Source organism: Pseudoalteromonas sp., from assembly GCF_041629635.1.
In the GTDB taxonomy this organism is placed as follows: Bacteria; Pseudomonadota; Gammaproteobacteria; order Enterobacterales; family Alteromonadaceae; genus Pseudoalteromonas.
Genome location: NZ_JBFKMX010000123.1, coordinates 1 through 10,629, shown reverse-complemented (window position 1 = coordinate 10,629; position 10,629 = coordinate 1). Strand labels below are relative to the sequence as shown.

Sequence of the window (10,629 nt, the reverse complement as noted above, 5' to 3'; positions counted from 1 at the left end):
TTAAAACAAGGCTCACGTGTAGCCGCTGGTTCTGACTTTCCAGTTGAACTAGCCAATGCTTTTCACGGCCTGTATGCGGCTGTTTCTCGCCAAGATAAAAAGGGTACACCAGAAGGTGGCTGGCTTGCTGAGGAAAAGTTAACGCGTGAGCAAGCGCTTCGTGCATTTACTTTAGATGCCGCGTATTCTGCACACCAAGAATTTAAAATTGGTAGCCTTGAAAAAGGAAAGTGGGCAGATTTTATTATTGTTGATACTAACTATTTTAAAGCGCCAATTGCCGATATTTATCATACCCAAGTTGAACAAACATGGCTTGCAGGTGAACTAAAATACCAACAAAAATAAGTATAAAGATAGTTTAGAATTCAGAACGCTGTTACTAGGGTCTGTTGACCTTTGCTGTTCTATTTTTGTTCTTTTTGAGCGTGCTTTTATCGCGGCGCTCGATGTGTGGCCTAGCAATCTAAGCGAATATCGAGCAAAGCTTCCGCTTCCTGCTCACACCCCTTACCTGCATCCATGCAGGCAACAATGAGAAAAGTGCGCTCAAAAGAACCGTTCGGCAGCGCTTGATTGGGTTTTCTACTGTGTTATCGGCTGACTCACATAGAATAACTATGCCACGCAGCCTCTGCCTTGTATAAAACCCAATCAAACTGCTGCAAAAACGAACTTTAAAGGTCAACAGACCTTAGGCTCTGAATTCTTCATACTGAAACTTTTAACTGTCAGCTTTGCCATCGGTTGCCGTTGATTTTTTCTTTGCTAACTTGATTAAGTGATAGAGATTCACGAGCGAAAGCAAACCATTTGTAAACGCAACTGGCCATGCCGAAATAGCTAAACCATAGAGGGTAAAACAAATACAGCCCGCCAGATTAAACCAACGTAGTTTCGCGACATCTTCCATCATTAACGAAGCAACCAGTAATGCTGATGCAAAATAACCTAAATATTCCCAAACCATATGCTGCTCCGATTCTCATTTTCACCCGTTTGCTGTAAGCTAAAGGGTTCGATAGAATAGCTAAAGGACAATTGTCCAGCAGTTATTTCTAACTGACGCTAATTTTGTGTTCTCAACAAGTGAGACTTTATGTTCGATTACCACTTTTCAAAAACTCTAGTTGACGAGTTACTGTCTTATGCGGGCAATAGCTATACCTTAAAAAAAGGTAAACTACTTGCCGAACAAGGCAAACCGCTAAGTAAGTTAATTTTAGTACGTAGTGGCACAATTTCATTTAGTTACGATGTGGGTAATGGCAGACGTTTATTGCTCGGTCAGTTAGACTGTCACAATACCTTAGTAGGTGAAGTTGAAGCACTTAACGACAGGCCATGTATTTATTCAATGACCTGCCAAAGTGAAGTAACCTACAACCTGATTGAGTTAAAATACTGGCGCGAGTTATTACAAGAAAAACCTGAACTCGCAATGTACACGGCAAAAAGCATCGCTGAAAAGTTTATTGAGAACCAACAAATAAATTTAAATAAGCTGTTGTTGCCACTTAGTTTTAACATTGCCAAAGACTGCTTAGCGCGCTACCAAGATGAAACGGTAACAATGTTAAAGCCTTACCCAAAAGTGAGTGCTGAAGCAGAGCGCTTTGCTACTACTGAGCGCGCCTATCGTCGCGTGGTAAGTGATTTGGTAGAACAAGGTTTAGTGCAGCGAACTGAACAAGGCTTAAAACCACTTGATGAAGATAAACTCGAAGAGTTTATCGAAAGCTTTGCTAGTCGCTAAACGCATAAATCAATACAAAAAAAGGTCGCAATGGCGACCTTTTTCTATTTATTTTACGATTACTTTTTATCAATAAATAAATCGCTGATTTCTTTTAAATCTGTTTTACCATTTGCTATCTCATCCGGCGTTAAACCTGAAAGCTCGTGTGGAAAAACCAACCACTCGTCTGAATCATGAATGTAGTAATCAGGTTCAATCGGTGTTTTGTTATTCTTTGGCTTGTAATAAGGGCATGCTACGCGAATATCTTGCGGTAAATTTAAACGCATTAATTCTTTTAACTTCTCTTTCAATGCAAAAATGCTTCGTCCAGAGTCAAATACATCATCCACAATTAATAAACTATCCGATGCATTAGCGTTTTCAATGATGTAGTGTAAACCGTGTACTTTGATGTCTTTAGATTGCTTGCCAATACCGTAATACGACGATGTACGTACCGCGATGTGATCTGTGTCTACACCTTTAAAGTCATAGTACTCTTGAACAGCAATACCAATTGGTGCACCACCACGCCAAATACCCACAATATAGTCAGGACGAAAACCATCATCAAAAACTTGTGCTGCGAGTTTAAATGAGTCTTGCAAAAGCTGCTGTGCGGTAATAAAAACCTTATCTGACATGAAGTGCTCCTGATTTTTGGGGTGTAAAAAAGGGTGTGAATAATAGCTCATATTAAATTAAATAGCTTGCTTTATATCAAAAATGCATGACCTAAGCCTTTTAAATTATATTACAAACTGTTAGGTTAAATACTAGGCTATTCTAGTAGCTGACGAAAAACACATTTAAAACTAATGGAACTATTTTTGGTTTCACTACCAAAAACTACCTTTTATGGATGAGGCAAATAAAAAGAGGTAGCCCATATGTGGTGGATATTTGCTTTCATGCTTCTTGGTTTATTTATCGCATTAAAACTGGTTCGTTTTAATGATTCAACACCAAGCGACGAAGAGTTGAGACGATTAGGCTTTAAAGATCGTTAATAAAAGCCTGCGTAAGCAGGCTACATATCACAATAGTTAACAATACCTATGCTTTTTCAAGCAAAGTACGTGCAACAGTTCGCATACCCCAAGTCGTTGCACCAGCAGCCCACTGACTATTTGCTGAATCTTGGAAACTTGCAGCAAGGTCAATATGCACCCAACCTTTACCTTCATTAGGCACAAAGCGCGATAAGAAACCAGCTGCATTTGATGCACCACCAAAACCACCACCTTTCTGTGCACGGCTGTTAGCAGTATCAGCATAAGCTGATGGGCAATTAAACTGGTGGAACTTTTCAAGCGGTAATGCCCATGCAGCTTCAAACTCATCACTTGCAAAGTTTTCAACTTCACGTACAAGTTCTTTATCAAGACCAAAAAGTGCGTTGTATTCTTGACCAACCGCAACAAGCGCTGCACCCGTTAACGTTGCGGCATCAATAATAAGCGGTGCACCCGTTTCGCCTGCAGCCATAAGACCGTCAGCAAGCACTAAACGACCTTCCGCGTCAGTATTCACGATTTCAACTGTGGTACCATTTTTATATTTAAGAATATCGCCTAACTTGTATGCATTACCTGAGATAAGGTTTTCTGCGCAGCAAAGGAATAATTTAACGCGCACATCTAAACCACGGCTAATAGCAAGAGCCAGACCCGCAGTAACCGTTGCGGCACCGCCCATATCACACTTCATTGAAAGCATACCTTCACTTGGTTTAATTGAATAACCACCAGAATCGAAAGTAATACCTTTACCTACTAATGCCGCTGCAACAGGTGCATTTTCATCACCCGTTGGGTTGTAATCGAGTGTTAGTAATACCGCTGGACGGTCACTACCGCGACCAACAGAGTGAATACCAATCCACTCCTGCTCAAGTAATGCATCCCCTTTAATGATGTCATAGCTAACATGTTCAGGTGCTAATGAGCCGATGAATTCGGCTGCTTTTTCAGCAAGGCTTTCTGGGTAAACATCTTCAGCTGTGCCATTGATCATTTGACGTTGCCAAATTGCAGAACGCTTTAGGGCAGCAAGTTCTTCTAATGATGATTGGTCATTTTCTACAAAGGTAACTGCGTCTAGGTTTTTAGCAGTAACAAAGCCTTGATAAAGTGCCCACTGGCTCTCAGTACACCAAGCATCACCCTCTAGAGCGATTGTTTTTATACCTTGATTAGCAAGTGCGCGACCTGCTTTTTGCACATTTTTAAGTGTTTCTTGTTGCTGTAAATGAACGGTAGCACCGTCATTTGAGAAAGAAAGAAGTGCGTTTTCGCCCCAATGCGCCGCAGCAGCACCTTGCGATAACTGAACTTTGAACAGATCTGACATATTTTTCTCTTGTATGTTCACATAATTGCGTAGCTCCAGTGTACACTAGTGACATTAATAGCCCAATAATTTGCGACCAAGCCAATGCAATTTCAGTCTGAATTAAAACAAGCTAAATTACTTAAACGCTACAAACGATTTTTGGTCGATATTGAAACAGCACAAGGCGAGCTCACCATTCACTGTGCTAATACCGGCCGTATGACTGGCTGTGCTGACCCTAGATTTACAGCGTATTACTCCACATCCAATAATACCAAACGTAAGTACCCTCACTCGCTAGAACTAACGCAAAACCAAGCGGGTGATCTAATCTGTGTGAACACTAGCATGGCAAATCACGTGGTTGCCGAGGCGATAGCTAAGCAACAAATACCAGAGCTAATCAATTACGAAACCCTAACACAAGAAGTAAAATATGGTGACGAAAACAGTCGCATTGATATTTTATTGAGTGATGCCAAAAAGCCAGCGTGTTATATCGAAGTAAAATCAGTCACCTTGTTAGAGGAAAACGGGCAAGGTTATTTTCCTGATGCCGTCACCGCTCGTGGTAGCAAACATTTGCGCGAATTAGTGACAATGAAGCAACAAGGCCATCGCGCTGTTTTATTCTTTTTAATTCAACACACTGGCATTCAGTCTGTGGCACCCGCTGCACATATTGACGCCAATTATGTAATTGAAATTAAAAAAGCATTGGCCGCAGGGGTTGAAATTTTGTGTTACCGTACCAACATAAGCTCGGAACAAATTGTAATAGATAAAACCATTCCCTTTGTCGCACCACAGTGAATAGTTAACGAGTTCAAACATTTTACCGCATAAATTGTTGTTAATTAGACTTGTCTAAATATTTTAATTGGTAAAAATTAATTGCACTTAATTTTTTATTCTGCTATTTATAGCCGCCGACTTTTATTGGGACTCTATTCATAGAAGAATTAGGAGACAGTTATGCCATCACAAAATAATTTGAGTTTACTGGCTCAAGCAGGCCTAGCGCCGTACACAGAAAAACCTGGCGAAGAATACATGAGTGACGCACAATTAGCGCACTTTAAAACAATTCTTGAGACATGGCGTAACAACTTACGTGAAGAAGTAGATCGCACAAAAAACCATATGCAGGATGAAGCAGCAAACTTCCCTGATCCAGTTGACCGTGCAGCACAAGAAGAAGAGTTTGCATTAGAATTACGTACGCGTGACCGTGAACGTAAACTAATTAAAAAAATCGAGAAAACACTGCAACTAATCGAAGATGAAGATTTTGGTTACTGTGTTACATGCGGCATAGAAATCGGCATCCGTCGTCTAGAAGCTCGCCCAACAGCAGACCAATGTATTGATTGTAAAACACTTTCTGAAATCAAAGAAAAACAATCAGGCCGTTAATTTGGCTTAAATGTTGGCAAACACATTTGATTTTGGGGCATATCGTGGTCGGTTTGCCCCTTCACCTTCAGGCCCACTTCATTTCGGCTCATTAGTCGCTGCGCTTGGCAGTTACCTTGATGCAAAAGCACATAATGGTTCATGGCTAGTTCGCATCGAAGATATTGATATCCCCCGCGTTGTTACAGGTAGTGATTCACTCATTTTAAGTACCCTTGAAAACTATGGCCTTTATTGGGATGGATCTATTCGCTATCAAAGCGAATGTTTAAACCACTATCAAGAGGTTCTTAATACACTTACCAATGCAAAACAAGTCTATGCGTGCAAATGTACCCGTAAAGAAATAAAGCAACATGGTGGTTTTTACACAGGTCATTGTCGTGACTTAGAACTTGCTTTTGAACAGCAAGCTTTAAGATTAAAACAGTCTTTACCTACCTATCAATTCAATGATTTATTTAAAGGCAATATCATTGTTGAAAGTAAATTTGCCGAAGAAGATTATATTATCAAACGCCGCGATGGATTATTTGCATACCAACTTGTTGTCGTACTTGATGATATTGAACAGCAAATTTCACATATTGTCCGAGGTGCTGATTTACTTTTCCCCACAGTACGACAAATCAGTTTATACAAGCTGCTAGGTGCCAAGGTACCGCAATTTGGCCATTTACCTCTCGCAGTTGCAGAACCTGGATTTAAACTATCAAAGCAGAATTATGCTGCTGCAATAGATATGGATAAGCCGCAACAAACGCTGCTTGCTGCGCTAAATTTTCTCGGCTTAGATACTGAAGCTCAACTTAAAAGCGCAACTGTTGAAGAAATTATTCAATGGGCAGTAAACACATGGCAACGAGAACATGTGCCTGCCAATGATGAAATCCAACTTATACCGAGCGATAATAGTTTTACCTTTAAACCTCTTTAATATGTTCAATCTTTAGGCTAAATAATGCCTAAATAACAGCCCATTCAACCCTGCTAGCGATGGCATTAACACAGTGATTAGTATATTATTACGCGGTTAATTTTCCCTGTATGAATTCTGGAGCTGTCCCATTATTTCTAAGCTTGTAAAAATCTGCCGAGATATCTTATCTGGGTCAGAACAAAGTCAAGAACCACAAAGTGCTGCTAGTTTTTCAAAGCCGCTAGTTGTCACCAGAGAACATCATGTGGTTTCACGTAAACAACTCAGCCCAAATGCCCTAAAGGTACTGTATCGTTTAAAAGATGCCGGCTATGACGCTTATCTTGTTGGCGGATGTATTCGTGATATTTTACTTGGCCTAGAACCTAAAGACTTCGATGTTGTTACCAATGCCACTCCAGAACAAATTAAAAAACAGTTTCGTAATTGCCGTTTAATTGGGCGACGCTTTCGCCTAGCGCATATTATGTTTGGCCGCGAAATCATTGAAGTGGCGACAATGCGCGGTCATCACAGCGATGAACAAGAAGAAAAAAATAAAAGCCAAGCAAGCGACCAAGGACAATTACTCCGTGACAACGTATACGGCACCATAGATGAAGATGCTGAGCGCCGAGACTTCTCGATTAATGCGCTCTACTACTCCATTAACGATTTCAGTATTCATGATTTTGCTGGCGGTATGGAAGCGATTAAAAACCGTCGCATTGAATTAATTGGCGATCCTGAGACTCGCTACCGTGAGGATCCAGTTCGCATGCTTCGCGCAGTGCGTTTTGCCACTAAGCTCGATATGACCATTGCACCCGCCACAGAAAAGCCTATGTTTCAACTTGCATCGCTGCTTGGCAATATTCCAGCAGCCCGCCTATTTGAAGAAATGCTCAAGCTATTTCTAAATGGCAAAGCCGAAGCGAATTTTGACCTATTACGCCATTATGGGCTTTTTACTTACCTCTTTCCTGCTCTCGATTCCTTATTAAATAAGCAATCAGATGGACCTGAATTAGCACTAATAAAACAAGTACTAAGCAATACCGACAAACGCATCAATACAGGTAAAAAAGTAACGCCAGCTTATCTTATTGCCGCATTCCTTTGGTACCCAATGCAAGCACAAGCTAAGCGTATAACAGCACAGGGTGAGACACCATTTAATGCATTTAACATTGCTATGAACCAAATCTTATCTGATAGCGCAAAAGCCATTGCTGTACCAAAACGCTTTACCATCGGTACCCGTGAGATTTGGCAATTACAACATCGCTTTGATAAACGAGGCGGTCAACGTGCATTTCGTTTAACACAACAGCCTCGTTTTCGTGCTGCAAAAGATTTCTTCTGTCTGCGTGCTCAATTTGAACCTGAGTTAACAGAACTTGCTACATGGTGGGATAACTACACAGAACAAGATGCTGGCAATCAGAAACGCATGGTAGGCGAATTAAATAAAGGCGCCAAAACCAGCAGTTTCCGTCGCAGACGACCACGTAAACCAAAAGCTAATAATGCGAAACGTCATGACTAATCAAGCTACTCAGCGTGTTTATTTAGGTTTAGGCGCAAATTTAAATGCGCCTTTAGAACAAATCCGAAATGCCACAATGGCGCTATCAGAACATCCTACAATTAATTTAGTTGCAAGTTCTTCGCTTTACGGCAGTAAACCGATGGGACCGCAAGATCAACCTGATTATGTAAACTCAGTCGTTGCTATTGAAACAAATTTATCGGCCTTAGCACTACTTGATATTACGCAAAAAATAGAACTAGACTTTGGCCGGGTGCGTAAAGAAAATCGCTGGGGACCGCGCACACTCGACATAGACATTATTCTGTTTAAAGATCAGAAAATTGATAATGAGCGACTGACTGTACCTCATTATGGAATGAAAACACGTGAGTTTGTGCTCTATCCATTGCACGAAGTGGCGCCCGAATTATGCCTGCCGTGTGGCACAGAGTTAACCGAATTACTTAAAACCATTGATAAGAATGGCTTAACCATTTTGGCGACAAGCTAATAACAACAAATAATCGAGAGACATATGGCTAAGATAACTGTTTCAAAATTAAAGAAAATGAAACAAGAAGGCGAAAAGATTACATCACTGACCGCTTATGATGCGAGCTTTTCTAGCCTTTTTGAACAGCAAGGTATCCACGCTTTATTGGTAGGCGATTCTATGGGCATGGTTTTACAAGGTGGCAGTGATACGCTTGCAGTAACCAATCAAGATATTGCATATCACACTCGCTGTGTGCGTGCTGGTGCAAAAGACACCTTTGTCATTGCCGATATGCCATTTATGACGTACTCAAATCCAGCCGATGCCTGTCGTAATGCTGCAGAGCTAATGCGTGCAGGTGCCAACATGGTGAAATTAGAAGGTGGGGAATGGCTTTATCCTGCGATTGAATCACTTACTCAACAAGGCATTCCTGTGTGTGGTCATTTAGGGTTAACACCTCAGTCGGTTCATGTCTTCGGTGGTTTTAAAATTCAAGGTCGTACAAATGAGGCGGCTGAGAAAATGATTCATGATGCGAAGGCGCTCGAAGCCGCTGGCGCGCAATTATTAGTGCTTGAATGTATTCCATCTGAGCTTGCTAAAGCGATTACTGAAGCTGTGTCTATTCCAACTATTGGTATTGGTGCCGGTAAAGATACTGACGGCCAAATCTTAGTAATGCACGATTTAGTTGGTATTTCTGCTGGTTATATTCCTAAATTTTCAAAGAACTTTTTACTTGAAGCTGGCAGCATGCCAGAAGCAGTTAAAAAATATATCGATGATGTGCAAAGTGGTCAGTTCCCTGCCCCTGAGCATGAATTCAATTAATTTTACGTATTAAGTAGTTACTTTTATGCAAACGGTTTCTAACGTTTCTCAATTGCGCAGCAAAATTAAAAGCTGGAAGCAACAAGGTTTAACAGTCGCTTTTGTGCCTACCATGGGCAACTTACATGCTGGTCACTTTTCTTTAGTAGATAAAGCTAAACAGATAGCCGATAAAGTGGTTGTGAGTATTTTTGTTAATCCCATGCAATTTGGCAAAAATGAAGATTTAGATAAGTACCCAAGAACCCTAGTTGATGACCAAAATGGTCTTATCGAGCATGGTGCTGATTTACTCTTTACACCAACGGTAGAAACTATCTATCCAAAAGGCTTAGAAGCGCAAAGTTACATTGATGTTCCAGGGGTATCAGAAGGCCACTGTGGTGCTAGTCGCCCTGGTCACTTCCGTGGTGTAGCAACTATAGTAAATAAACTGTTTAACCTTGTGCAACCAGATATCGCATGTTTTGGTGAGAAAGACTTTCAACAACTTGCGGTTATTAAAACCATGGTTGAAGACTTATCAATGCCAATTGAAATTATTGGCGTTGCCACTAAACGTGAAGATTCAGGCCTTGCTATGAGTTCTCGTAATGGTTATTTGTCTGATAATGAAAAACAACAAGCCAGCGCGCTTTATCAGATTATGCTTAACGCTGAAAATGCCTTAAAAGCAGGTGAGTTAAGTATTGCTGAAATCACTGAAAAAGCGCATTTAGCAATCGTACAAAACGGTTTTAAGCTCGACTATTTTAATATTTGTAACGCCAGCACCTTACAACCGGCGACAAATGATGATACAAATTTAGTGATTCTGGTTGCTGCATTTTTAGCAAGTGTGCGTTTAATTGATAACTTACAAGTTACAACAGCCTAACATTGCAACTCAATTTATAGAATTATAAGGATTAAGGATAATGAAAAAACTAATCACCACCGCCTTAGCAAGTTTATTGGCTGCATGTAGCTCTCAAAATTTAACTGAGGAACAAAAGGAAGTGCTCAATAGCTGTGCACAACAAAACTTCCGGTGTGAATCTTCATGCGAGAACACCAACATGCGCGATAACATGGCTAATGGCGTGTGTATGAATCAGTGTATAGATCAGCATAATGCATGTAAGGCGCAACTCGGCTCTGAATTTATTAACTAATGAAATTATTTTAAACACAAAAAAGCCGCTAATTAGCTGTCTCTTGATCACAAGTCAGACTCAAGAGACTTAGCTAAATCGTAGCCTTCAAGGATGGTTTGCAGTTTAAGCCACCCTTGCATTAGCACTTTAACTGAAGCGTGTCCTGTGCGTTTCGTATCTTTCCAACCACCAAGCCTAGCAAGTTCCTCATAAGCCCAT

At 40.7% G+C, this 10,629-nt stretch carries 13 protein-coding genes and 1 pseudogene; 10 read left to right on the top strand and 4 right to left on the bottom strand.

Annotated elements, in window-relative coordinates:
• Nucleotides 1-348 (top strand): amidohydrolase family protein (locus ABYD77_RS14945; protein ID WP_372770919.1); only part of this gene is annotated, 348 nt, incomplete at its 5' end.
• Nucleotides 349-724: 376 nt separating this feature from the next.
• Here ABYD77_RS14945 and ABYD77_RS14940 read toward each other — a convergent pair.
• Complete coding sequence (locus ABYD77_RS14940; protein WP_372770918.1) at nucleotides 725-970, bottom strand: uroporphyrinogen decarboxylase; 246 nt, start codon at nucleotides 968-970, stop codon at nucleotides 725-727.
• Nucleotides 971-1,099: 129 nt separating this feature from the next.
• Here ABYD77_RS14940 and ABYD77_RS14935 point away from each other — a divergent pair, with 129 nt between their 5' ends.
• Nucleotides 1,100-1,756 (top strand): Crp/Fnr family transcriptional regulator, encoded by a 657-nt coding sequence (locus ABYD77_RS14935; RefSeq protein WP_372770917.1) that lies wholly within the window; start codon nucleotides 1,100-1,102, stop codon nucleotides 1,754-1,756.
• A gap of 59 nt (nucleotides 1,757-1,815) precedes the next feature.
• Here ABYD77_RS14935 and ABYD77_RS14930 read toward each other — a convergent pair whose 3' ends face one another.
• Together ABYD77_RS14930 and pepB are read right to left on the bottom strand one after the other, a co-directional pair.
• Nucleotides 1,816-2,385 carry a phosphoribosyltransferase gene (locus ABYD77_RS14930; protein WP_372770916.1) on the bottom strand — a complete coding sequence of 190 codons (570 nt, stop codon included), beginning with the start codon at nucleotides 2,383-2,385 and terminating at the stop codon, nucleotides 1,816-1,818.
• A gap of 412 nt (nucleotides 2,386-2,797) precedes the next feature.
• Nucleotides 2,798-4,093 (bottom strand): aminopeptidase PepB, encoded by a 1,296-nt coding sequence (pepB, locus tag ABYD77_RS14925; RefSeq protein ID WP_372770915.1) that lies wholly within the window; start codon nucleotides 4,091-4,093, stop codon nucleotides 2,798-2,800.
• An 84-nt stretch (nucleotides 4,094-4,177) separates the two neighbouring features.
• Here pepB and sfsA point away from each other — a divergent pair, with 84 nt between their 5' ends.
• The 8 genes from sfsA (at nucleotide 4,178) to ABYD77_RS14885 (ending at nucleotide 10,428) form a co-directional block, all read left to right on the top strand.
• Nucleotides 4,178-4,888, top strand: coding sequence for a DNA/RNA nuclease SfsA (gene sfsA, locus ABYD77_RS14920; RefSeq protein WP_372770914.1), 711 nt, complete (start codon nucleotides 4,178-4,180; stop codon nucleotides 4,886-4,888).
• Between the two features lie 162 nt (nucleotides 4,889-5,050).
• Nucleotides 5,051-5,491, top strand: a complete 441-nt coding sequence (gene dksA / locus ABYD77_RS14915; protein ID WP_010560988.1) for an RNA polymerase-binding protein DksA — start codon at nucleotides 5,051-5,053, stop codon at nucleotides 5,489-5,491.
• Between the two features lie 10 nt (nucleotides 5,492-5,501).
• Nucleotides 5,502-6,428 carry a tRNA glutamyl-Q(34) synthetase GluQRS gene (gene gluQRS / locus ABYD77_RS14910; RefSeq protein ID WP_372770913.1) on the top strand — a complete coding sequence of 309 codons (927 nt, stop codon included), beginning with the start codon at nucleotides 5,502-5,504 and terminating at the stop codon, nucleotides 6,426-6,428.
• 163 nt (nucleotides 6,429-6,591) lie between these two features.
• Nucleotides 6,592-7,959, top strand: a complete 1,368-nt coding sequence (gene pcnB, locus ABYD77_RS14905; RefSeq protein WP_372770920.1) for a polynucleotide adenylyltransferase PcnB — start codon at nucleotides 6,592-6,594, stop codon at nucleotides 7,957-7,959.
• Nucleotides 7,952-8,455, top strand: coding sequence for a 2-amino-4-hydroxy-6-hydroxymethyldihydropteridine diphosphokinase (gene folK, locus ABYD77_RS14900; RefSeq protein WP_372770912.1), 504 nt, complete (start codon nucleotides 7,952-7,954; stop codon nucleotides 8,453-8,455). The genes pcnB and folK overlap by 8 nt, the downstream gene beginning before the upstream one ends.
• A 24-nt stretch (nucleotides 8,456-8,479) precedes the next feature.
• Entirely contained in the window at nucleotides 8,480-9,274 is a 795-nt protein-coding gene (gene panB, locus ABYD77_RS14895) for a 3-methyl-2-oxobutanoate hydroxymethyltransferase (RefSeq protein WP_372770911.1), read from the top strand.
• 25 nt (nucleotides 9,275-9,299) lie between these two features.
• Complete coding sequence (gene panC / locus ABYD77_RS14890) at nucleotides 9,300-10,151, top strand: pantoate--beta-alanine ligase (RefSeq protein WP_372770910.1); 852 nt, start codon at nucleotides 9,300-9,302, stop codon at nucleotides 10,149-10,151.
• A 40-nt stretch (nucleotides 10,152-10,191) separates the two neighbouring features.
• On the top strand, nucleotides 10,192-10,428 hold the full coding sequence (locus tag ABYD77_RS14885) for a hypothetical protein (protein WP_372770909.1): 237 nt from the start codon (nucleotides 10,192-10,194) through the stop codon (nucleotides 10,426-10,428).
• A gap of 47 nt (nucleotides 10,429-10,475) precedes the next feature.
• On the opposite strand, the pseudogene ABYD77_RS14880 reads toward ABYD77_RS14885, so the two are convergent.
• Nucleotides 10,476-10,629, bottom strand: a pseudogene (locus ABYD77_RS14880) (IS4 family transposase); the annotation flags it as partial.